This is a genomic window from Enterococcus sp. 3G6_DIV0642 (genome assembly GCF_002140635.1).
Classification (GTDB): domain Bacteria; phylum Bacillota; class Bacilli; order Lactobacillales; family Enterococcaceae; genus Enterococcus_D; species Enterococcus_D casseliflavus.
In genome coordinates, this window is record NZ_NGLH01000001.1 from 194733 (window position 1) to 217480 (window position 22748).

25 protein-coding genes are annotated in these 22748 nt (G+C 44.5%); 16 read left to right on the plus strand and 9 right to left on the minus strand.

Annotated elements, in window-relative coordinates; genetic code table 11:
* Positions 1-12: 12 nt before the first annotated feature.
* Positions 13-780 carry a DeoR/GlpR family DNA-binding transcription regulator gene (locus tag A5878_RS00925; protein WP_081117676.1) on the minus strand — a complete coding sequence of 256 codons (768 nt, stop codon included), beginning with the start codon at positions 778-780 and terminating at the stop codon, positions 13-15.
* A gap of 328 nt (positions 781-1108) precedes the next feature.
* On the opposite strand from A5878_RS00925, the gene ulaG reads away from it, so the two are divergent.
* Genes ulaG through araD form a run of 7 tightly spaced genes read left to right on the plus strand, consistent with a single transcriptional unit; the run spans position 1109 to position 6736 of the window.
* Positions 1109-2173, plus strand: coding sequence for an L-ascorbate 6-phosphate lactonase (gene ulaG, locus A5878_RS00930; RefSeq protein ID WP_086294360.1), 1065 nt, complete (start codon positions 1109-1111; stop codon positions 2171-2173).
* Positions 2174-2219: 46 nt separating this feature from the next.
* On the plus strand, positions 2220-2693 hold the full coding sequence (locus A5878_RS00935) for a PTS sugar transporter subunit IIA (protein WP_010748562.1): 474 nt from the start codon (positions 2220-2222) through the stop codon (positions 2691-2693).
* Positions 2694-4160: a PTS ascorbate transporter subunit IIC gene (locus A5878_RS00940; RefSeq protein WP_086294361.1), complete on the plus strand. Its 1467-nt coding sequence runs from the start codon at positions 2694-2696 to the stop codon at positions 4158-4160.
* Positions 4161-4183: 23 nt separating this feature from the next.
* Complete coding sequence (locus A5878_RS00945; protein ID WP_008376531.1) at positions 4184-4477, plus strand: PTS sugar transporter subunit IIB; 294 nt, start codon at positions 4184-4186, stop codon at positions 4475-4477.
* A gap of 56 nt (positions 4478-4533) precedes the next feature.
* Positions 4534-5172 carry a 3-keto-L-gulonate-6-phosphate decarboxylase UlaD gene (locus A5878_RS00950; RefSeq protein ID WP_010748564.1) on the plus strand — a complete coding sequence of 213 codons (639 nt, stop codon included), beginning with the start codon at positions 4534-4536 and terminating at the stop codon, positions 5170-5172.
* A gap of 6 nt (positions 5173-5178) precedes the next feature.
* Positions 5179-6078: an L-ribulose-5-phosphate 3-epimerase gene (locus A5878_RS00955; RefSeq protein ID WP_010748565.1), complete on the plus strand. Its 900-nt coding sequence runs from the start codon at positions 5179-5181 to the stop codon at positions 6076-6078.
* Positions 6050-6736, plus strand: coding sequence for an L-ribulose-5-phosphate 4-epimerase AraD (gene araD, locus A5878_RS00960; protein WP_016609058.1), 687 nt, complete (start codon positions 6050-6052; stop codon positions 6734-6736). The genes A5878_RS00955 and araD overlap by 29 nt, the downstream gene beginning before the upstream one ends.
* A gap of 43 nt (positions 6737-6779) precedes the next feature.
* Here the strand turns inward: araD and A5878_RS00965 are convergent, their stop codons facing one another.
* The 7 genes from A5878_RS00965 to A5878_RS00995 form a co-directional block, all read right to left on the minus strand.
* Positions 6780-7283, minus strand: a complete 504-nt coding sequence (locus A5878_RS00965) for a GNAT family N-acetyltransferase (RefSeq protein WP_086294362.1) — start codon at positions 7281-7283, stop codon at positions 6780-6782.
* A gap of 205 nt (positions 7284-7488) precedes the next feature.
* Positions 7489-8928, minus strand: a complete 1440-nt coding sequence (locus A5878_RS00970) for a 6-phospho-beta-glucosidase (protein ID WP_086294363.1) — start codon at positions 8926-8928, stop codon at positions 7489-7491.
* A gap of 32 nt (positions 8929-8960) precedes the next feature.
* A complete protein-coding gene (locus A5878_RS00975; RefSeq protein ID WP_008376519.1) occupies positions 8961-10271 on the minus strand; it encodes a PTS sugar transporter subunit IIC in 1311 nt (436 codons plus the stop codon).
* Positions 10272-10430: 159 nt separating this feature from the next.
* A complete protein-coding gene (locus A5878_RS00980) occupies positions 10431-11189 on the minus strand; it encodes a MurR/RpiR family transcriptional regulator (RefSeq protein WP_086294364.1) in 759 nt (252 codons plus the stop codon).
* Positions 11190-11246: 57 nt separating this feature from the next.
* Positions 11247-12173, minus strand: a complete 927-nt coding sequence (locus tag A5878_RS00985; protein ID WP_086294365.1) for an ROK family protein — start codon at positions 12171-12173, stop codon at positions 11247-11249.
* A gap of 75 nt (positions 12174-12248) precedes the next feature.
* A complete protein-coding gene (locus tag A5878_RS00990; protein ID WP_086294366.1) occupies positions 12249-12800 on the minus strand; it encodes a GNAT family N-acetyltransferase in 552 nt (183 codons plus the stop codon).
* A gap of 166 nt (positions 12801-12966) precedes the next feature.
* Complete coding sequence (locus A5878_RS00995) at positions 12967-13620, minus strand: GntR family transcriptional regulator (protein WP_086294367.1); 654 nt, start codon at positions 13618-13620, stop codon at positions 12967-12969.
* Between the two features lie 142 nt (positions 13621-13762).
* On the opposite strand from A5878_RS00995, the gene A5878_RS01000 reads away from it, so the two are divergent.
* The 9 genes from A5878_RS01000 to A5878_RS01040 all read left to right on the plus strand — a co-directional run bounded on the left by A5878_RS01000 (position 13763) and on the right by A5878_RS01040 (position 21297).
* The gene (locus A5878_RS01000; protein ID WP_015508762.1) at positions 13763-14683 is read left to right on the plus strand and encodes a phosphate/phosphite/phosphonate ABC transporter substrate-binding protein; all 921 of its coding nucleotides are present in this window, start codon (positions 13763-13765) and stop codon (positions 14681-14683) included.
* A gap of 2 nt (positions 14684-14685) precedes the next feature.
* The gene (gene phnC / locus A5878_RS01005; RefSeq protein WP_086294368.1) at positions 14686-15504 is read left to right on the plus strand and encodes a phosphonate ABC transporter ATP-binding protein; all 819 of its coding nucleotides are present in this window, start codon (positions 14686-14688) and stop codon (positions 15502-15504) included.
* Complete coding sequence (phnE, locus tag A5878_RS01010) at positions 15491-16285, plus strand: phosphonate ABC transporter, permease protein PhnE (protein ID WP_086294369.1); 795 nt, start codon at positions 15491-15493, stop codon at positions 16283-16285. The genes phnC and phnE overlap by 14 nt, the downstream gene beginning before the upstream one ends.
* A gap of 15 nt (positions 16286-16300) precedes the next feature.
* The gene (locus tag A5878_RS01015; protein WP_086294370.1) at positions 16301-17086 is read left to right on the plus strand and encodes an ABC transporter permease; all 786 of its coding nucleotides are present in this window, start codon (positions 16301-16303) and stop codon (positions 17084-17086) included.
* A gap of 14 nt (positions 17087-17100) precedes the next feature.
* Positions 17101-17817: a tyrosine-protein phosphatase gene (locus A5878_RS01020; protein WP_086294371.1), complete on the plus strand. Its 717-nt coding sequence runs from the start codon at positions 17101-17103 to the stop codon at positions 17815-17817.
* A gap of 189 nt (positions 17818-18006) precedes the next feature.
* Positions 18007-18375, plus strand: coding sequence for a YxeA family protein (locus A5878_RS01025; RefSeq protein WP_016619558.1), 369 nt, complete (start codon positions 18007-18009; stop codon positions 18373-18375).
* A gap of 296 nt (positions 18376-18671) precedes the next feature.
* A complete protein-coding gene (locus A5878_RS01030) occupies positions 18672-20018 on the plus strand; it encodes an amino acid permease (RefSeq protein WP_008376509.1) in 1347 nt (448 codons plus the stop codon).
* Positions 20019-20124: 106 nt separating this feature from the next.
* Positions 20125-20553: a DUF1761 domain-containing protein gene (locus A5878_RS01035; RefSeq protein ID WP_008376507.1), complete on the plus strand. Its 429-nt coding sequence runs from the start codon at positions 20125-20127 to the stop codon at positions 20551-20553.
* A 243-nt stretch (positions 20554-20796) separates the two neighbouring features.
* Positions 20797-21297 carry a hypothetical protein gene (locus A5878_RS01040; protein WP_086294372.1) on the plus strand — a complete coding sequence of 167 codons (501 nt, stop codon included), beginning with the start codon at positions 20797-20799 and terminating at the stop codon, positions 21295-21297.
* Between the two features lie 108 nt (positions 21298-21405).
* Here A5878_RS01040 and A5878_RS01045 read toward each other — a convergent pair whose 3' ends face one another.
* Entirely contained in the window at positions 21406-22542 is a 1137-nt protein-coding gene (locus A5878_RS01045) for a serine protease (RefSeq protein WP_086294373.1), read from the minus strand.
* Positions 22543-22748: the final 206 nt, after the last annotated feature.

Sequence of the window (22748 nt, forward strand, 5' to 3'; positions counted from 1 at the left end):
CGGCAAAGAAGGTTAGACGGGTACTTGGATGACTTGAACACCTTGTTGCTCAATCAAATCGATGACTTTGGGATCAGAATAATGATCGGTGATCAGCAGATCGATAGCCGCAATTGCGCCAATCGTAAAATTGGATTGCTTACCGATTTTGCGATAATCCGCGATAACGATCAACTTGCCAGAATTTTCGATGATTTTCGCATTGACTTTGGCTTCGTGGATTACTGAAGTGGAAATGCCGGTCTGTAAATCTAACCCACTACAGCCAATGATCGTAACATCAGAACGAACGTGAGAAAATGACTCCACGGCGATGTCTCCTGACAATGCCGCTTTAGGGTAACGTATTTCGCCGCCACTTAAAACAATCGTTGATTTTGGATGGTGTTCCATTTGGATCACACTCGTGTTGTTTGTCAGCAAACTGATTCGTTTGTCTGTGAGATGGCGCAACGTTTGAGCCGCACTGGTACTCGTATTGACGAAAAGGGTATCGCCATCTTTTACTTGGCGAGCCGCTTCTTTGGCTAGTCGATCTTTGATGTACTCGATCGAGTCGGTGGGGTGTGCTTCATCTTCATAAGCTTCACAGTATTCGATTTTTCCGTGGGTTTGTTTGATCTGACCCATCTCACTGAGGACAGTACAGTCTCTGCGGATCGTCATCTCTGATACTCCCAACTGATGACTGAGGGTCCTCACATCAGAAAGACCAGATGCTTTTATCAGATCGATCAATTGTTTTCTTCTTTGCCTCACTTCTTCATTGGAACGTTTCACGATACTTCCTCCTCACATGCGCTTTTTTCTATTATTGTCTTCTATCATCTGTCCAGCTTGCAATTATCCTGTGCAGCAAAATCACGTGTCTCTTTCTCACGAATTCGCGGGATAATCGCACAGCCGTCGTTTAAAAACTGCCATTTTTTATCGTTTCTTCTTTCGAACTCATTTTAACATATCACAGAAACATTACCATATATATTAAATAATCACATTTATTTCTCGGTAAATTAACATATAATAAGATAAATTAACATAAAACTTGATTGAAAGCGTTTTTCTATATGTTAGAATCAAGGTGTAAATAAGCAAGGGAGGAACAAAGATGGCACACGTAAATGATGTTTCGAAAGAGAGTTGGCTGTTAAATACGTTTCCAGAATGGGGAACCTATTTAAACGAGGAGATCGAAAGTGAACTTGTGAAAGAAGGCACAGTTTCCATGTGGTGGCTAGGCTGTACGGGTATTTGGTTAAAGAGTGCGGAAGGAACCAACATTTTATGCGACCTTTGGTGCGGCACTGGCAAACGCAGTCATGGGAATGGGCAAATGAAAAAAGGCCATCAAATGATGCGGATGAGTGGTGTACAGGAAATGCAGCCTAACCTACGGACGCAGCCCTTTGTGATCGATCCATTTGAAATCAAAGGAGTGGATGCGTTAGTGGTGACCCATATTCATTCCGATCATTTAGACATCAATACCGCAGCTGCAGTCTATCAAAATTGTCCAGAAGCAAAATTCGTCGGTCCCCATGAAGTCGTTGCAACTTGGTTGAAATGGGGAATACCAGAAGAAAAAACCCTCGTGGTCAAACCAGGGGATGAAGTGACCATTGGGCAGGTGAAAATCGTCGCTTTAGAAGCATTCGATCGAACCGCTCTAATTACTTGTGAAGATCCGGATACCAGCTTGAAAGGAAAAATACCACAGGACATGGATCGTATCGCAGTCAATTACTTGTTTGAGACTTCCGGTGGGGCGATTTATCACGCTGGAGATTCTCATTATTCGAATGTATTTGCTAAACATGGGAATCAGTACAAGATCGATGTTTGCTTAGGTGCATATGGCGAAAACCCGCGGGGCATCACCGACAAGGTTACTTCAGTCGATATGTTGCGGATGGCAGAATCCCTCAATGCCAAAGTAGTGATACCTGTACACTATGATATCTGGTCCAATTTTATGGCTGATCCAAAGGAGATCACTGAGATTTGGAAGTTTAAAAAAGATCGTTTGAACTATGAGTTTAAACCGTACATTTGGCAAGTTGGCGGCAAATTTACCTACCCAACGAATAAAGATGATCTTGAATTTAATTTCTATCGCGGCTTCAAAGATGTGTTTTCGGTCGATAATGATACGCCATTCCCTTCTTTTTTATAAAAGAAGGGGGATGCTGCAAAAGCCAAATTTGAAAGGAGCAAAGGTAATGCTGCGTTATTTTTATGAAAATGAGTTGGTTGCGATCAATCATGAACAGCCCGAAGATTGGGAAGCCGCTATCTGGGCGAGTGGCGAAGGATTAAAGCAAAAGGCGTTGATCACGGATCAGTATATTGAAGATGTCATTCGGGATGTTCATCAATACGGTCCTTATATTGTGATCATTCCCAAAGTAGCCATGCCCCATTCTTCAGCAGAAAGCAAAGGTGTCTTAGGAACGGGGATCGGATTGACGATTTTTCCAGCCCCCGTTTCATTTCAAGATGATGACCCCGACAAAGAGGCGCAGTTGTTCTTTATGCTCGCTGCCAAAAATGCTGAAGCACATATGAACAATATCGCTAGTTTATCCGAAATGCTGATGGAAGAAGGGCTGGTGGAAGATTTACTAGGTGTAAAAACAATGGCAGATTTTGAAGCGGTGATGGAGAAATATGACCAAAAAGAAAGCAGGGATTAGATGGAAATGGTAGGAGATTTCTTATTGAGATGCTGGGATTACTTTGCTCAGAATATTTTGATGCAGCCAGCTTTTTTGATCGGTTTTATTGTACTGATTGGTTACTTACTATTGAAACGGCCGTTTGTTGAATGTGTTGCAGGTTTCTTAAAAGCCACCGTTGGTTACTTGATTTTGACGATTGGCTCTGGTGGATTGGTCAATAATTTCCGTCCGATCCTGGTGGGGCTTAAGGAGCGTTTTGAATTAGATGCGATGGTCACTGACCCGTATTTTGGTCAAAATGCGATCACCGCCGGCATTGAAGAACGATTTGGACGCACCTTTGGTGACACGATGCTCTTATTATTGATTGCCTTTGTTTTTAATATCTTACTCGTTCGCTTCAAAAAATATACGAAGCTGCGGGCCGTCTTCACTACTGGAAATGTACAAGTACAGCAAGCCGCAACGGCCTTTTGGCTGCTGCTATTCTGTTTCCCAGACTTGGGTCGAATCGAAGTCTTACTTGTCATGGGCTTGATCTTAGGCTGCTATTGGGTGGTTGGTTCCAATTTGACCGTTGGCATCTGTCAAGATTTGACGGAAGGTGCTGGTTTTGCGATTGCCCATCAACAGATGTTTGGTGTTTACTTCTTTGCACGACTTGCGGAACGGTTCAAAAAGAACAAATCCAACCGGAAATTAGAAGATGTCGAACTACCGGGTTTTTTATCGGTCTTCAATGAAAATATGGTATCGACTTCGATTTTGATGCTCTTTTTCTTCGGTATCATTTTAGTGACGCTTGGACAAGATTATTTAATAACAGCAGGATTTATGGCAGAAGGACAAAGTTTCTTATTTTATATTTTACAAACTTCACTAATGTTTGCCGTCTATTTAGCAATTCTTCAATTAGGTGTCCGCACCTTCGTTTCCGAATTGACCGAGTCATTCCAAGGAATCTCGAATACGATTTTACCAGGTGCTGTTCCAGGGATCGATATCGCCGCAACCTTTGCCTTTGGGTCGCCAAATGCCGTGACGGTGGGCTTTTTATTCGGTGCATTAGGACAATTCTTAATGATCGCTTTACTGATTTTGTTCCGGTCACCAACGATCGTCATTGCCGGGTTTATCCCACTGTTCTTTGATAATGCAGCGATTGCCGTTTTTGCCAACAACCGTGGAGGTATCAAGGCGGCTTGTCTTTTCCCATTCTTATCAGGCATCATTCAGATCGGTGGTTCGGCATTGATCGCTACTTGGGTAGGATTGTCTCAATATGGCGGCTATCTTGGGATGTTCGACTGGGCGACCGTCTGGCCATTCTTTACAGTATTGATGAAATTCTTAGGCATCATTGGTGTGGTTCTTGTAGTGGTGATCTTATTAGTGATTCCACAGTTGCAGTACCGCAGAGATCCAGAAGGGTATTTCTTGATCGTAGATGATTATGATGCGTATGTAGAAAAACAAAAATAATGAATTCTTAGGAGGAAAAGAAGATGAGAGTATTGGTATCTTGTGCAAATGGATCAGGAACAAGTTTGATGATGATGCGGAGTGTCGAAAAAGCTTTGAAGTCAGAAGGGATCACGATCACCTCTATTCATCATTGCGCGATTTCTGAAGGCAAAAGCACCGCCAAGAATTACGATGTGGTCTTTACGCCAATGAACTTTGTCAATATGTTCGATAAAGCCAAAGAAAAGGGCGTAACAGTGATCGGGGTCAGAAATGTGATGTCCCCCAAAGAAATTATTGAGCGGGTCAGAGAAGCGGGTCTTTCGAAGGAGTAGTGCATCAGGACGTGACAAGAACAAAAAGATGATCGAACAAAAGAGAGGGGAATTTCATGAGTATACCAAAACTGCAGATCGCTTGCGATCACTCCGATTTAGCTGGTGCACTGGCGGATATCAAAAAAGTCGGCGATGTGGTGGATATCATTGAAGCAGGAACTATTTTACTGTTGCAAGAAGGAGCACAGGTCCTACGCTGCTTCCGAGCGATGTATCCGGAAAAGTTGATCGTAGCAGACACAAAATGTGCCGATGCCGGTGGGACGGTCGCCAAAAACTGCCAGCAAGCTGGCGCGGATTATATGACCGTGATTTGTGCAGCAACGATCCCAACAATGAAGGCAGCGGCAAAAGAAATTGCTGAGATCCAAGTAGAATTATATGGTGACTGGACCTACCAGCAAGCACAGCAGTGGCTAGATGCCGGCATCTCACAAGCTATCTATCATCAAAGTCGTGACGCACTGTTAGCTGGTGAAACATGGGGAGAAAAAGATTTAACGAAAGTCCGTAAATTGATCGATATGGGGTTTCGAGTGTCAGTCACGGGAGGATTGAGCGTCGAGACGTTGGCTCTGTTTGCTGGCATTGATGTGTATACCTTTATCACAGGACGAGGCATCACTGCAGCTGACGATCCGCAACAAGCAGCAGTTGATTTCAAGCAAGAGATTTTACGGATTTGGGGGTAGTTTTCCATGAGTTTGATCGGTCTATATGAAAAAGCAACACCCAAAACCCTCTCTTGGTCGGAACGATTGCAGTTTGTCAAAGACCGAGGCTTCGATTTCATTGAAATGTCCATTGATGAAACTGATGAACGCTTGGCACGCTTAGAGTGGGACCAAGAGCAACGCAAAGAGATCGTCGAGGCAATCTATGCCTCGGGGATCAAAATCTTGTCTTTATGTCTCAGTGGACATCGGCGGTTTCCCTTTGGTTCGATCGATGAAAAAAAGCGCAAGCACGCGATGCATCTGATGGAAAAAGCCATCGACTTGGCTTCAGATTTGGGTATTCGCTGCATCCAATTAGCCGGATACGATGTGTATTATGAGGAAAAAAGTCTTTGTAGCCGAGAATGGTTCATTGCCAATCTAAAAGAAGCAGTCGCCAGGGCATCTGAAAAGGGTGTCGTTTTGTCACTAGAGATCATGGATGATCCGTTTCTAAATTCTATCTCAAAGTATTTACGGATCAAGGAGCAGATCCCTTCGCCCTATCTACAAGTCTATCCAGATGTCGGGAACCTATCGGCCTGGCCAGAAAATGATGTCGGTTATGAATTAGAAAAAGGCATTTGCGAGATAACCCAGATTCATTTGAAAGATACATTGGCGGTTTCAGATAAGTTTCGAGGAAAGTTTAAAGAAGTACCGTTTGGCACTGGGTGTGTTGATTTTGATGGCTGCTTACGCACGCTGAAGCGGTTGAATTATAACGGTTCTTTTGTCATCGAGATGTGGAGTGAGACGAGCGCTGACCCGATTGCGGAAATCGAACAAGCCAAAGCATTTTTATTACCAAAACTAAAGGAGGTCGGTTACCTTGATCAATCAGCTTCAATTGATGAAAGAGCGAGTTTATCAAGCCAATAAGAGACTGCCTGAGGAAGGACTAGTAAAGCTAACTTGGGGAAATGTCAGTGAGATCGATCGAGATTTAGGGATCATCGTCATTAAACCCAGTGGTGTTGATTATCAGACGATGACGGTTGATTCAATGGTGGTTTGCGACTTAGCGGGAACGCCGAAAGAGGCGAAGGCGTTGAAGCCTTCCTCGGATATCAAAACCCATGCGCTATTGTATAAGCACTTCGAAGGCGTCAAGGCGATCGTCCATACGCATTCGACAAATGCGGTAAAATGGGCGCAAGCACAGCGAGACATCCCTGCATATGGAACGACGCATGCGGATACTTTTTATGGTAGTGTCCCTTGCACACGACCGTTACGGGCCTCTGAGGTAACGGCAGACTATGAAAAAGAAACTGGCAAAGTCATTGTCGAGACGTTTGAAAAGCGGGGATTAGATCCACTTGCATGCCCAGCTGTCCTCACAGCGGGACACGGTCCCTTTACTTGGGGGCAATCTGCGGAACAAGCGGTCAGCAATAGTATTGTTTTAGAAGAGGTTGCAGAAATGGCATTAGGTACCGAAGCTTTGACCTTGGATCGAACACCGATCGCTGATTATTTGCTGGATAAACATTATTTCCGCAAGCATGGCGAACATGCTTATTATGGACAAGGATAACGGAAAAGTAGCCATTCCTAGCGATCAAGGAACGGCTGCTTTTCTATTCGTTTTCTTCAGCGAGTGTTTTCACATAAAAGCGATCCATCGTGGTATGCTGTGCTGCCAATAGTGGCTGACACAATGCGCGATAGCCGGCTTTTTGATAGACATGCAAGGCTGCTTCTAGAGAATGATGGGATTCTAAATAGAGTTGCCGATAACCTAGTTCAACAGCTTTGGCCTCGATCTTCGCCAGCAAGGGATAGCTGAGGCGCTGCCCTTTGGCAGCATCACTGAGATAAAATTTTTGCAGCTCGGCGATTTGCCCTTCTGAATCATAAGCGGCAAGACCACCGCCGCCTAAAAGGGTACCCGATTCATTAGTGACGACAAAATAATGGCGGCTAGCAGGATCTGCTGCATAAAATTCACTTAAGTGGTCTAACTCGGGATCAAAATAGGCAGTCCCTGGAACCGCCAACTGGTGGTCGGTCAAGCTTTTGCGAATGATAGCGGCTAAGGGCGCATCATCTTGAGATTGGATCGAACGAAATATCGGCTTCATGCAGCTCCTCCTTAAAGTGAAAGTAAATGAATAGCTATAGTGTACCACAGCATTGAGGTAGTGTTTAGTGATGATAAGAAAAGCCATCCTCGCAATGGCGCCCCTCTTTAATAAGAAAACCGCCCCTCGTTGCCGGGCTCCTAATGTGAAAAGGAGTATGGCGCAACGAGGGGCGGTTTTTGTACGTTAGTCATGGAAGCAGTAATTAGAGCGTTTCACCATTGGAGGCGATCACTTGCTGGTACCACGCAAAGGAATCTTTTTTCAAACGATTCAAGGTTCCTTTCCCGGTATTATCTTTGTCGACATAGATCATGCCATAGCGTTTCTCCATTTCGCCGCTGCCGAAGCTGACGATATCAATGATCCCCCAAGGCGTATAGCCTAATAACGGTACACCATCTTCAACTACCGCTTTTTCCATCTGTTCGATGTGCTCTTTCAGGTAAGTGATGCGGTAGTCATCATGGACTTGCTGCTCATCAGTTAGTTGATCGTAAGCACCAAAGCCATTTTCCACGATAAATAGCGGCAAGTCATAGCGTTGATAGATTGTATTTAACACATAACGCAACCCGACTGGATCGATAGGCCAGCCCCAATCAGAAGCACTGATATAAGGATTACTCACGATTTTTGCTCCTGGGATATCCTCAGTTGGTGTGCCAGCCACCTCATCAAGGGTTGAGATCGTTCCTGACATGTAATAGCTGAACCCAATATAATCAACGGTTCCCGCTTTTAATAGCGCTTGTTCCTCGGGCGTGATCTCAATCGTAATGCCTTTTTTCGCCCAATATTTTTGCACATAGGTTGGGATCTTGCCTCGTACGTGGACGTCGCTGTAAAAATAGCGCCGTTCATTGGCTTTGACGGATGCCATCAAATCAGCGGGTGCGCAAGAGTAGGGGTAGACTGGGACATAGGCCATCATACAGCCAATCTGAAACTCTGGATTGATTTTTTTGCCTTCGATCACCGCTGCCGCACTGGCAATCAACTCATTGACGCCCGCTTGAAAGACGAGTGCTTCTTTTTGACTGTCATCCTCGATGATCATGGCAGAATTGGTCCAAACGTGCAGCGGCTCTTGCCCATCTGCTTGATTATTGATCTCATTGAAGGTCATCCAATACGTTACTTTGTCACGATACCGTTGAAAAACAGTCTTGGCGAATTTGACAAAGAGGGGAATCACTTCTTTGTTAGCAAACCCACCAAATTCTTCATAGAGGGCATAAGGCATTTCAAAGTGGGACAAAGTGATCACGGGTTCGATGCCGTTTGCCTGCAATTCGTCGAAAAGATCATCGTAGTATTGGAGACCGGCTTCATTTGGTTCTTCTTCTGTTCCAGTTGGATAGAGCCGACTCCAAGAAATCGATGTCCGTAGACATTTCAAGCCCAGCTCTTTGAATAACTGGATATCTTCTTTGTAACGGTGATAAAAGTCAATGGCTTCATGGTTCGGGTAATACTCTCCTTCAATGACGCCTTTGGTGATTTTACGGGGAATACCGTTGCCACCGGCCGTCATAACATCAGCGGTACTCATTCCACGGCCAGCAACATTCCAAGCGCCTTCCGCTTGATGGGCAGCGATCGCGCCGCCCCATAAAAAATCTTTCGGCATTTTTGCGGACATAAATTTCATTCCTCCTCGACTCATTCGTTTGCTTATAATTCTACTTTCTGGGAACGGTTAGAGGCGATCACGAAAGGCAAATAGATCAAGACCGAAATCGCAAGACAAACGACACCGACAACCGCAGCGATCGCATTTCCTCCAGTTCCTAAAAAGAGATTAATGATTCCTGGGGTCGTCCATGGTACCCCAATCGCTGGGGTCGGCATGATCGGCCAGACAACAGTGACAAAATAACCCACCAAAATATTGACCATAGGCGTCAAAATAAACGGAATGATCATGATTGGGTTCAAGACGATCGGTAGACCGAAGATCATCGGCTCATTGATTTGGAAAATCCCTGGAACTAAAGACATCTTAGCGATCTCACGTTGTTCTGGACGTTTTGAAGCGATGAAGATCGCAATGATCAAGCCCAATGTCATACCAGTTCCGCCCATATTTGCGAACATATCATTTAAAACGCCCCAAGTTTCTTTGTAAGGAACGTCCCACAAGGAGCCGCCTTGGTTGATAAAGTCTAGGTTAGCTAGGTCCTGTTCGGTAAAAATCGCTGAACGAACCGCATTCAAAGTATTTGGTCCATGGATCCCGATCGCAAACAACGTAGTTTGCAAGAACGCCAAGATCAAGACACCGACGACATTGCCCCCCAGATCCCGCAATGGACTTTGGATTCCATTATAAATCAGTTCATTGATGCCTTCTGGTGCGATCATCAAAACTAAGAAATTGATCAAAGCAGTGACTGCCACGATGATCACGATCGGAATCATGCCAGAAAAGGAACGAGAAACTGCTGGTGGTACCATTTCAGGCATTTTGATCTGCAATCGTTTGACCTTGAAAAGCTTCGGTAAGAATTCACCGACCAAACAAGCCACGATCATAGCTACGAACAACCCTTGGGCGCCTAAATATTGTGTGGAGATCACATTGACATCATCTACTGCAAAGGAGGTCGGGTACAAGATCATAAAGGCAGCGACACTTGTCAAACCAACTAGTGTAGCATCTGCTTGGAAATGTTTGGCTAAAAGTTGGGCAACAAGAAACGCAATGAATAAACTCATGATGTTGATGGTCCCGTTCGCCACGGAAGCTAGGACTTGCTGAGCACTTTCCAGATTAGGGAAAAGCCGATTCAGTTGAAATAATTGCACGATGAAACTTTCATTGGAAAATAAAATATTGTTGACCAAAATAACGAGAGAAGAAGCGATGGTCAGTGGGAAAATCAGCATGAACGCATCTCGAATCGCTGCTACGTGGCGTTGATTGTTCAACTTTGTTGCGATTGGTACCAACGAGCGGTCTAACAGGTCATTGAATTTTTGCATAATAATAACACCTTTCATTAATTGATGCCATCATTATAGCGAATGAAAACGACTAAAAGTAAGCGGATACGGATTCCGTACATATCTCTCAAGAAATGAAAAAAATTCCGCAGCTGGAACACAGTGTTACAAAAAAAGATGGTTCAGTAAACTGAACCATCAAGAATGGGTACGATAATCTTGCAAATAGCCGATCAGCGTTTCTAAAATCGCTACTGAAGGCAGTTGACTAGTCAAATCAAGAAAGATGTCTTTGCGTTCCTCTTTGATCGCATACTCGATCGAATAATCGCACAGACGTGCCAACGTACTTTCCCGATTAGGGGTAATGCAGTACTTCTGCACGATCGCCTGATTGTCTAAACCGGTAATGACTTCGATCAGTTCTTTGGTTTCACCAGAGACACTCAAAAAAACCAAAACATTCTTTTGCTCTTTTCGCAAAAAGCTTTTGATCGGGTAGGTCAGCTCATCAATGCTGATACTAAAGTAACCGAGGCTGGCTAGTTTGCGGGCAACGTATTGCGCGATTGCACCGGATGCCCCCATCCCCATAAATAAGATCAAATCGGCATCCCGCATCGCTTCGGCGAGTTTTCGTATTTGGTATTCCGCATCAGGGTGGAAGATCTGCATATTCAAGCCTTTGATGCGCGCTTCTAAACCTAAGTGTTCCGGATGTGCGTCAAAATGAGCTTTTTCTAAATGATTTTTGATATAGAAGCGAAATTCTGGAAACGACTGAAAGCCGACTTTTTGAATAAAACGAAAGACCGAAGTCGAAGAGACATGGGCATCATCGGCAATGTCGCGCACGCGCATATACGGGATCTTTTCTAAGTGATTGACGATAAAACGGTAGATTTCTTGTTCTACCGCAGAGAGCTTGTTCAAGTTTAATTGTTCAAAAAGCGCCATGCTGGTTCCTCGCTGTCCTAGATAATCAATTTACACCAGTATAGCATATCCGAACTTTTAACGGTGCAGCTGTTGATGGATCTGATAGACTGCGCCGATCAAGCCGGCGTCGTTTTTCAGCTTCGCTGGACGAACAGGTGCGATGGTTTGTCCGCGCAAATAATTGATCGCTTCATGCCGTGTTTCCGTGATCGTCAAGCGAGCCTGCAGTCGTTCCCAGAAATAAGGATTGGCACTGATGCCGCCGCCGATCAATACCAATTCTGGGTCAAAGCAGCTGATCAAATTGATCAGCCCTACAGACAGATCCGTCAGAAATTGGTCCGTCAGCTTCAGCGCCAACGCTTCGCCTTGCTGCGCGCGGTCAAAAATCTCTTTGGCGTCTTGGGTGGGTTCAAAGCCAGGAACTGCTGCCCCCGCTAAATTGTAGAGGCGAATCAAGCCGCCCACGACGGCAGTTTTTTTATTGATGGAACTTTCCTCGATATTGCCTTCTTCTGGCAGCTGATCGATCACCATCCAGCCAAATTCACCAGCCATGCCATGAGCACCTCGGTAGACTTGGTTATTGAGCACGATCCCACCGCCTACACCAGTGCCTAGGACAAGACACAAATAGTTAGCAGACTCTTGTGCATTCCCGATCCATTTTTCAGCAATCGCTGCTGCATTGGCATCATTTTCCACCGCCACAGGCAATCCTGTACGCGCTTCCAAGACTGCTTTAAAATTTTCACCATATAACGATTTGATAGCGCCAGCCGTTAACATAAACCCGTCTTTTTGAACGATCCCTGGGGCACTGATCCCAATGCCATCAATCGTGTGGCGGCTCTGGGCATCTTCGATGATCGTGAGTAGATCCTGATAAAACTGGGCTGGTTCATAGCTAGTAGGGATCGCTGATTTTTCAAGGATCACTCCGCTTTCATCTAAAACACCATATTTAATACTTGTTCCGCCAATATCAAATCCTACGTACATTCTTCTTCCTCACCTTCTAAAACATTGTTGCCTTAAGTGTACCATCTGGCAGGAGGAATTTTTTTCTTTTTTCAGCTATTTTTTGCCTGCCGTTTCCGCTGCATCCAAATAAAACAAAATATCACTTTTGCCTTCCTGATTGGTTCCTTTGTACACCTCCGTATCCAGGCCTCCGATACGAAAGCCTGCTCGCAAGTAAAACAGACAGGCAGAAGGATTGTTGTCCTGCGCTTGTGTATAGATGCCGCGATAGCCTTTGGCAAGGGCCGCTTTCAGTGCCTGTTGGATCAACAGTTGACCGATTCCTTGCTGGCGGTAGTCTGTGTTGACCTTTAAGTCATAGAGGTACAGATACTTGAAAAAAGCGTCTTGAACGATCGCTAAGCCGATACATTTTCCATCATCATAAGCACCGATAAACAGACTGTTTCGGCTCATTTCGTCATAGCAATAATTTTCATCTGGGAAACGCATCGTCTGAATGTCTTCAGGTGCAAATTTACAGATCGTGTACTGCCAGTTGCCCTCATTATAAGTCGGCAGCATTTTCCCCCATAAGGAGAAGGGTTCGTTTTTCAAGCGAATGTCAGCTTGGTGTTCTTGATCGATCAGTTTGATTTCTAGCATGGGACACCTCGTTATCTTTTATAATAGCAGTTGTTTGGTTTGATGCGGTTGTGGGTATTGTACATGCCAATGTCTCGCTACTAGGGGAACATTGGCATAAACTTGTTAACCATTTTAAAGTGGATTTCAATCGATATCGTTATTATAAAGTATAGAAGTTTCGATTTTACAAATACCCATAATAAAGAATCTGATGGTTGGCATATTGCTGGTAGTCTTTTAGGCAGCGAATCGCTTGGCTATAATCTTCTGCTCGGAGATGGTCGATGTAGGTTTGGAAAAATTGAACCGTTGACAGTGTTTTTTTAGGTGAATTTTTAGGATTCGCCATTTTTTTATAGATTGAGGCACTAATGACACGGCTGCTCAACCATTGGTAGGTGCTGACCAGCAGATCGTTGGGGCTGGCTGCCATGATCGCCATGTAGACTTCTGGCATCTTGTTCATATAATTGACGTAATCCATCTGCTGTCGGTACGTTTTGGCTTCATTCAGCAGCTGTTGAATGTCGTCAATCGCAAAACTCCCCAAACCAGCAGCAACCTGCTCAGTAGTTAAAATCAGCCAATTGACACAGATTTGCGTGATATCGGCCAGTTCTTTGATTGAAGCTTCCCGCAAAACGACCCCGCGGTTTTTCTTATAAGTGACCAATTTTTCGTGTTCCAGCTGTTTTAAAGCAGAGCGGATCGGGCTGCGGCTATAGCCGGTCGATTTGGACAAAGAAGCTTCCGAAAATGCTTCGCCGACTTTGATATTTCCTGTGAGGATCTCACTTTTTATTTTTTTATAAACAATGGTTTCGATGGTTTCTTCCAACGTCGTTTCCTCCATTTATGGGTTTACAAGACCTTTACGTAGTTTTTACCGGTTCTTGATGACGCCTTTGTTTCAATCAAAGTATACTACATATTGTTAGTAGTATACTACTAAACAAAACGAAAAGTGAGGATTTTTTATTATGAATAAAAAACAGTGGGCTTTGGTTGGTCTCATTCACATTTTTGCACTAGGTATGCTGGCAGGCTGCGGGAAATCAGCAGCATCGGCGGATGCTAAGGATGGACAGTCAGTTGATAAACTGACGATCGTTCAAATACAAGATGAAACAAATCCAGACTCTGGTCAGAAAAATGAGCAGTTCCGTTCAGACATGTCAGAGGCGTTAGGAATTGAAGTGGAAGAATTAGAAGGTGCTGACTATTCAGTCGGGATCGAAGCGTTGAAAGCAGGGAAGCTGGATGTTTTACTGGTTAGTCCAATGAGTTATTATCAAGCCAAAAAAATCGCAGGTGCAGAACCACTAGTGACAACGACTTCAATGGGCCAAGAAGAATACAAAACGCTTTTCGTTGTTGGAAAAGACGATACCACGACGCAGTCATTGGCTGATTTAAAAGGAAAAAGCTTTGCCTTTGTTGATCCTGCTTCTTCTTCTGGCTATATGTACCCCAAGGCGAAATTAGTTAAAGAGTTGTCATTGGACCCCAATCAATTAGAAAATCCCGGCTATTTTTTTGATACTGTTGCCTATTCAGGCAAGCACGATTCCAGTTTGATGGGGGTAGCCAAAGGAGATTACGATGCCGCAGCAGTGGCTGGACAAGTCATCACCTCACTCGTAGATGCTGGGATGATCCAAGAAGACGATATCCGAGTGATTGGAGAAACAGAGACGATCCCGAATGCCCTCTTCGTCGTTCGCTCCGATTTGCCAGCAGAAACCAAAGCGGCATTGAAAGACTTTTACCTTACCTATGAAAACGAAGAGTATTTTGAGACCTTCTATGGCAGCAAAGAGGTTCGTTTTACCGAAGCAAAAGATGAAGATTATGAAGTGGTACAAGAAATGGTCGAGATCCTTAACTTAGAGGAGGAATAGTCATGGCGAATAACTTATTAGAAATCAAGCAGTTGAGCAAAACCTATGATGGAAAAAAATACGCGTTGTCGAAAATTGATTTAACGGTGACAGAAGGGGAATTTATCGTCGTGATCGGTCCATCGGGTGCTGGGAAATCGACCTTTATCCGCTCAATCAACCGCATGATCGAACCTTCTGAGGGGCAAGTGATCTTTGCGGGGACGGACATCACCCGTGCGAAGAAAAAGCAGCTGCGACAGATTCGTTCAGAAATCGGCATGATTTTTCAACATTACAATCTGATTGGCCGTACCAATGTGCTTAAGAATGTCCTGCATGGGCGTTTAGGGAAAATTCCTTTTCGCAAAACGGCTTTCGGGCTGTATCCTGAAAAAGACAAACAAGAGGCGGTCCAACTATTAGAAAAAGTCGGTCTACAAGAGCAGATGTACCAGCGAGCTAATGCTTTGTCCGGGGGACAGATGCAACGAGTTGGTATATGCCGCGCCATCATGCAGCAGCCGAAGCTGATCTTGGCGGATGAACCGATCGCTTCTTTAGACCCTAACGCTGCGAAAGTCGTCATGAAACAGTTGCAAGAGATCACCCAAGAGCGCCAGATCACCTGCATCGTCAATCTGCATCAAGTTGATTTTGCCAAGGCGTATGCCACTCGGATCATCGGCGTCAAAGAAGGGAAGATCGTCTTTGACGGAAAGCCCCAAGAATTGACAGAAGCGATGATCGCACATATCTATCAAGGAAAAGAAGAACAGCAGAGGTTAACGCAAGCAACGATTCCCGTAGGAAAGGAGCAGTTGACCTATGGAGAAGCCTAGATTCGTGATTCCGTTGAGGGTTGAATCAAACAAAGGACGAATCTTGAACGGCTTGTTGGTAGTAGTAGCTGTTCTATTGTCGTTTGCCTATTTGCAAATCAATCTGGTGGAAGCCTTTCGGTCACTTCCAGCATTTGTGGGATTTTTTGTGCAAAACTTTTTCCCAGCAAATTTTACAAACATCCGTAGTTACTTGCCCTTGGTGGCAGAGACCGTCTTGTTTGCGATCGTTGGCACTTATCTCTCGGCTTTTTTGGCTTTTGTCTGCGGGTTGCTGATGTCAGAGCAGACGAATCCGTATCCGCTAGTGCGGACGAGCGTCCGCATGGTGATCTCTTTTCTGAGAAATATCCCAGTACTGGTTTGGGCATCGCTGTTCGTTTATATTTTCGGCATTGGGAATATGGTGGGGCTGTTGGCATTGACCGTTGCGACCTTAGGTTTTCTGGCTCGTTCTTATGCGGATTCGATCGATGAGATCGGCAGCAGTAAATTAGAAGCGCTGCGAGCAGCAGGCGCCTCTTATTGGCAGATTCTTTTTCATGGATTGATTCCTGAATTTATTCCTTCTTGGATCAATTGGACCTTATTTTCTTTCGAAATCAATATTCGTGCGTCTTCCATTTTAGGAATGGTGGGGGCAGGAGGAATGGGGATCATGATTCAGACCAATATTCGTTTATTTAAATACCGCGAAGCGTTTGCCCTGATTATTCTTTTAGTTTTGCTGGTGCTATTGACTGAATTTGCAGTCAATCAGCTTAGAAAACGAATTGCCTAATTGAAGGAGGAAGCGATGACAACAAAAATTGCATTATCTACGAAAAAAGAACGACTGCTGACTTTAGGCACGATTTGTGGCCTCGTCTTATTGCTGATCACAAGTGTGGCTTTGCTGGACTTGGAGGTCGCGCGCTTTTTAAGCCGTTGGCAAGATGCTGGGACGATTTTGGCAAAATTTATGACCCTCGACTTTTCAAAAATCATTCCAGCGTTGGGCCAATTGTTTGTTTCCTTGTGTATGGCGATCTGCGGCTTATTCATCGGGTGGCTCATTGCACTGGTATTAAGCTTTCTTGGAGCAGCCAACACCACACCGCATCTTTTCCTTTCAATGCTTATCAAAGGCAGCGTAGCGGTAGTACGGGCCGTTCCAGCCCTTGTGTGGATCTTGATCGTGGTGGCTAGTTTAGGATTTGGGAATACCTCGGGGGTTTTGGGACTGGTTTTCCCGACGGTGGGGTATTTAACAAAATCCTTTATCAGTTCGATCGAAGAACAAGACGCGGCAATCATTGAAACGATGCAAGCCACCGGTGCCGGCTGGCTGCAAATGATCACAGAAGGCCTGCTGCCTAACTTGAGCAGCCGCTTTCTAACCTGGACGTCGATTCGTCTGGAAGGCAACATTGCTGAGTCGATCTCACTTGGAATGGTAGGCGCCGGCGGGATCGGCATGCTCTTGACGCGGGCGATCGGTCAATACAATTATGGTGAAATTTCGATGCTGATTTTGCTGATCTTTTTCACGATGATCAGTGTCGAATTAGGGATCGGACAAGTCAAAAAACGAATGAGATAAGGAGACGATCAAGAATGTACACACGATTGCCATTAAAAGGAACCTATAATACAAGAGATTTAGGCGGTTATGCCGCAAAAGACGGAGCAACTGCTTGGAAGCGTTTCTTAAGAAGCGACAGTCTAGCCAATCTACATCCAGAAGATATCGCTTTTTTACAAAGGTATCAGCTGACGACCATCATTGATCTACGGACGACCTTAGAGATCGAAAAGGAGCCAACCCCTGTGATCGACGGTGTGGCGAACTGGCCGATCTCCTTGATTTCAGAAACGATGGGGGACGTGACGCAACTGGAGCAGCCGCTGATTTTCAATATGGCGGAGCTGTATATCCAGATGATCGAAGACCGTAAAGAGCAAATCAAGCAGATCATGGAAACGATGGCTGCTGCCGAAGGTTGTGTGCTGTTTCATTGTGCGGCGGGCAAAGATCGGACGGGTGTGATCGCTATGCTGCTGCTTCAACTGGCAGATGTAGCAAAAGCTGATATTATTGCCAACTATCAAACGACGCACACCTATTTAGCTGCTAACCCGCTGGTGGCTCAGCAAGTCCAAACGATCACGAATGAGATGTGGCTGTCAGCACCGGAGTATCTTTTGCCCGTCTTAACACATCTGGAAGAAACCTATACCGATGCGTATCATTATTTGCGGACGATTGGTGTCGCACAAGAGACCCTCGTTCATTTGCAAAACAAGTTGATCGATGTGGCAGTGACGGTTTAAAGGTCACGAACAAACGGAACATCTAAGTGAGGGACTACTGCTTCTTTTGAAAAAGTAGGCCCTTTTTGTCTTAGTCACAATGACCGACGGAAAAATACGCCTTAAGTTTGATTATATTTATCGCTTGTTTTTTTATACTGAAGGTAGATAGAAAAAACGGAGGACAATCACTTGAAAAAAGCAATTAGTATGATCCTGCTCGTGTTAACGATCGGGACCGTCACATTGGTTACATGGTCTTATTTTACGAAAGATGATTCCAGCGAACTGGTTCAGCTGGTGGATCGTTTCAATCCTTTCGTACCGGAGAAAAAGGTTTATGTCAAAACATCCGATGAGTATGGCGTGCCGCAAGAACATGATGCCTATGAATATACGCAAGAAGGAATCAATGAAGATGGACAAAAAATAAAAATCACGTTTTGGGCACCACAAAAATTAAAAGAAAATGCCTACCTAGAGCTTGATGCAAAGGGCAAACATGTGGAGTCGTATCAAGAGGTGACCGAGCAGGATCTCCCTGACGCTATCAAAGACGAGTTGGTTACGACCCATTGATCATCGAGCCTGCTTGAAGAAACGGACAGAAAGTCATTTCCCACAAGTTGGGAGATGGCTTTTTTTAGTACCTTCACCTAAAGAAAAGTTCGCCAAGATTTGATTTGGGTGAAAAAGATTAGAGGATGATAGAATTTTCAGAAAAAATAGATAATTTTTTCAATTCTTAGTTGCAATAGCAGAAACGTCTGGTATTCTCTATGAGGTAGTTAAAAAAAATCATTCATATAATTAAAAATAGCAACAGTGAGAGAATCACTGTGTATGAAGGATCAACGGTTTTCGAGGAGGAACGTATGACAGAAAAAAATCAATTAAAAAAACAGATGAAAACCAGACACATCACTATGTTGGCACTAGGTGGCGCAATCGGTGCCGGCCTATTCAAAGGCAGTGGGGAAGCGATCCAGTTAGCGGGGCCTGCGGTCTTGCTGGCGTTTATTTTTTGTGGGCTGATCTTATTTGTCGTCATGACAGGACTGGGACAGTTGGTTTTATCTGACCAAAAACAACATGGCCTTTCGGGCTTAGTCCAGCCGTATCTTGGCTTGCATACAGCTGATTTCATTGATTGGATCTACTGGTCAATGTGGATGATCAACATCATCGCCGAAGCAGTTGCTGCCGCAAGCTTTTTGCAGCTGTGGTTTCCCAATATTCCAGCTTGGATCTTTGTTTTGATTTTGGCACTACTCACGACCATCATCAATTTGTTTTCGGTCCGCTTGTTTGCAGAAACGGAATACTGGCTTTCGTGGGCCAAAATCAGTGTGGTGATTGTGCTGATCTTGGTGGGTCTCTATCTGGTTGCCACGCAAGTCTTTGATCTGGGCTTTTTACCGACGATGAGACAAATGACAGACTATGGTGGTTTTGCCCCTCATGGTCTCAAAGGATTTATCAATTCGTTATTGGTCGTAATCTATTCGTACGGCGGTTCTGAATTAGTAGCCATCACGATTAGTGAAGCAGAAAATCCCAAAAAAGCGATCCCTCAAGCAATCAAAGGAGTAATGACTCGGATTGCCGCTTTTTACATCATTCCCATGTTTCTTTTACTGATCATTTATCCGTGGAATCAATTAGCAGATCCAAATGTCAGTCCCTTTGTAATGGTGTTTCAAAAAATCCATGTGCCTTTTGCTTCCGACATCGTTAATTTAGTGATCATTTTGGCCTTGTTTTCCTCCATCAATTCTGGGGTCTATGCTTCTTCAAGAACGTTGTTTTTCCGGTTAAGCAACAATGGCCAGAAAAAAAGCCGCTTCACGATGCTGAATAAAAACAGCGTGCCCCAACGAGCGATCATGTTTTGCAGCGGTACTTTATATCTTGGAGTCGTTCTTTCTTACTTTTTAGGCGACAAACTCTTCAATTATCTGGCAGGCTCCCTGTCGTATACTGTATTACTGATTTGGTTGTTGATCAGTGTGGCGGCGTTTGTTTTGGTACGCAAGCAGAAGAAAATGGGCTATACGATTTTTTTGGGTGGGGCGATCCTTGCGTTGCTTTTGCTGTTTGCCGGAATCTTGATCACTAACCCATTAGCGGTTACAGGTTTCACCGCATTGCTGTATACGATCATTTTTCTTAGTTTTTATTGGAACCATCGAAAAATAGGGGACACCAGTGGAAAAAGTTGAAGAACCCTCCCTTAAGGCATAAACTGATGGAGAAGGAACAGCCCGCTTGGCTATTTTTTCGCTTCTCAGGAACATGGCTAAAAATAAAGTAAAGGAGAATACGAAAATGGTTAATTTTTGGACATTGATTTTCGGCACCCTCAGCTGGGTTGTGGTGGAAAGTCTGCTTTACAACCCGATGCATAAGTGGGGCAAGTTTTGGGCGAAAGAATCAGGAATGGCAGAGAAGATGGACGGTCAGCAGATGACGACCGGTGACATGCTCTTTACCTTTGGCGGCACGATTGTTGGTGGGATTCTCTTATCGGCAGCGACCTATCAAGTCGTCTATTGGTTTGCCACATTCGATCATGATGGTTGGCTGATGACCTCCTTGCAAGTCGCTTGCTTATTGTGGCTAGGGGTGTATGGGGTCGCCACCTTCGTGATGGCTGTTTACTCGGGACAGTCCCGTAAATTAGTTGGGCTGCACCTTGTGAATGGGTTTCTAGGAGTGATCGTTTTAGGGCTTGTTGTCGGACTAATTGGACAATAGGCAGCGATCATATCCCAGCGAGAACGTTCAAAGATCTCAACGAATCAATCCTAAAGAAAGCCGATCTTGTCTCGACAAGGTTGGTTTTTTTGCGTGTGAAATTAATCTCACTATAAAAAAAAGCTATAAAAGCAAATTTTTTATGCTATACTGAAAATAACTCAATTTGACAGGAAACACAAACCCACGGGTTTGCGAAAAATCATGAAAGAAGGAAACTTAGGGAAAACGAGGAGGGGAAAAATGAAAACGAAAAGCAAGTTAGGTAGAAGAATGTTTGCTACCGTTTGTTTGGCGGTGCTATTTTTTTTGGCAAGCTGCAGCCGCTCAGGGGTTGACTCTGCAGCTGCAAATCAAGTATTGACCAATAGCAACAGTCATCAACAATATGCTTTGTATCTATTTGAAGATGGAAGGATCACTGTCAATAAAACGCTGAGTTTTTTGGTCGATCCGAATCAGGAACCTGCGGACTTGGTAGAAGAACAAGAGGCGCAATTAGTGCAGATCAACGAAACACTGCAAGCAGAGTTTCCCAAAAGCAAAGCACTGACTGCGGCAGACATCGGCACTATGCACACCTTTGAAGTGACAAATGCCCAAGTGATCATTGATCAAGAGAAAAAGGAAGTGCGCATGACTGGCGATGATTTTGAGAAAGTATTCAAAATGGTGGACAACAATGACAAGCGTCTGATCGATGATGAACAAAACGAGTACGAGTTTTCTTACGATGAGAAATAGCAAGTGACAAAAAAGCAGCTGCCTCCGACGAGACAACCGCTTTAGACTGCAGACAAACCTTAGACAAAAATGAGGTTTGTCTTTTTTTGTTGTAAAATTTAGTGACTATTACGGAAAACATTTTGCGCAAGGAGTAAGTCCGCGACTTTGCGCTTCTGCTAAAGTGGCAGGCGTGTAGGTACCGTTACCGCATTTTCTCGTATGATATTTCGAACCTGTTGGTGTAACGAGGACCGACGTTTGGGCTTGATTGCTAGCAGCGGCTGGCTGGCTTTGTTCTGGCACAGCGGCGGCTGCCTGCCGTTCTTCCTCCGCCTTAGCTTGTGCGGCTGCTTGTTCGTTGGCAGTGATCGTTTGCGCCACTGTTTTCGTTCGAGCAGCTAATTCCTCATCGGGGGTCTTGAGACGAGCGACAGCATCTTCTGCACGAGCAAGGGCATCTTTTGTCGGCTCCGCCTCTGCCGCTTCCACCGCTTGGACAGCTTCTGCAACGAGGGCTTCTGCTTCTTTCTCAGAAATCTTGGTTTCTACAGTGGATAACCGACTTTCAAACGTTTCCTTGTTCAAAACCGCTTGTGCAACTAATTCTTTTGCCTGATCGAAATCACTGCGCTCAAGGGAAGCTTCAGCAGTATCGAGGGCTTTGCCGATGGCAAGATGGTCTTCAACTACCGCGAGCCGAGTAGCGAGATCTTCGTAGGTTTTACTTAAAGCATGAATCAGCGTCACGGCTTCGTTGTAATTCTTTTGGTTTGGCTGGGTTTCGGCAAGAGCCAGTGCCGTCTCGGCTTTTACCAGTGCTTCTTGTTCTTGTTTTTCAGCTTGCAAACTCGCTAGAAATGCGTGAGAAGGTTTGACGGTGACGACCTCTTCTTTAGTGATTCCACCCATGGAGGTTTGGACAGTAAATTCCTGTTCCTCTTCATCTTCCAGTTGGACAGCATAAGAAAATGTTTCGTCCGCCAGCGAAACCTCCACCCCGTTGATCGTCAGTTGCGCTTCTGGGTTGGTTCGCCCAGTGATCGCCGCTTCGCCTTGCTCATTCGTAACCAGTTCTGCTTCATCTACGTGAAGCTCCGGTGTTGCTGCAGGAGTCAATAGTGCCCCGCCAATCAATAAGAGAAAACCACCCATAAAAATAACGATCTTGTTGCGAAGCGGCTTTTTCTTGATCAATCCAAGAATAAGAAAGATTCCGCTTACAACCATTGTCAAAAAACCAATAACAAAAATAAACATCCCCATAACTTTTTCCAATTCCTTTCTTGTGAATATTTTAATTATAACATTTTTATTAACGTATCCGCCATTAATAACTGGGATCAATAGTGATGAGAGTAGTAGGGAGGACTAATCGCAAATCAATATTTATTTTTTATCAATAATAAATAGATTTACATTATTTTTTATTATAAAATGATACATAAAGGGCTATCTTTGTTTATGCTGCC